Raw genomic sequence first — 700 nt, forward strand, 5'->3', positions numbered from 1 at the left:
GTAGGTCAATAACCTTAACGTAGAGTAAGGCGTCTTTATCATCAGTATTAGTGACGTTAATACTGCCACCGCCCGCATCCTCCTGAATAAGCACCATCGAAGTTTGTGGCTGCATGACAGCGCTGGCAGGAAATATGATCACCAGAGGTATGATCGATAGGAATAACCGAAAAAATTGAATCAGCATAGTATTCATCCGTGAATCTACGTTACAAGAAAACCACCGACATCATGCTCTGATTAATAAAAAAAGAGCACAACACCGGTGGAAACTTCAATTACATATAAATAACTTCAAACGTGGTACTGCCGCTAAGATCGAAGTTACCGGCCAAGGCCTGGCCGGTAACAGGGCCCAGTGATGGTGCAATTTCCAGAGCAAATACTTTACTTTTTGCACTTGAACGCAGATAACTTGTTATACCTGAAGTGGTGCTCATATCCAATACAGCATCTTTATCGCCGAGTCGAGTGTTGATAAAGTACGCGAAATCTGTAGAGGTAAGCTTCTGATCCCATGCACTATCTTTATAGGTTACAAATGCTGAAGCCTTATCTTTATCAGCAGAACTTCCATTAACCAACGCTTTAATGGTATAGGCGCCAGCCGGGCCACCTACACCGTCTGATCCGAAGCTAAAGTAGTTTTTTGCAAGCGATTGCTGAATACCCTCTGGCAGTTTAGCTACATTATTATCCG

At 43.1% G+C, this 700-nt stretch carries 1 protein-coding gene and 1 pseudogene; both read right to left on the bottom strand.

The genetic code is table 11. The annotated features are described in order from the left end of the window. Positions 1 to 187, bottom strand: a pseudogene (locus WH277_RS05410) (fimbrial chaperone protein); the annotation flags it as partial. Positions 188 to 278: 91 nt separating this feature from the next. After that, a partial coding sequence (locus tag WH277_RS05415) for a hypothetical protein (protein WP_339504857.1) occupies positions 279 to 700 on the bottom strand: 422 nt, incomplete at its 5' end.

Source organism: Erwinia sp. MYb416, from assembly GCF_037479575.1.
Taxonomy (GTDB): Bacteria; Pseudomonadota; Gammaproteobacteria; order Enterobacterales; family Enterobacteriaceae; genus Erwinia; species Erwinia rhapontici.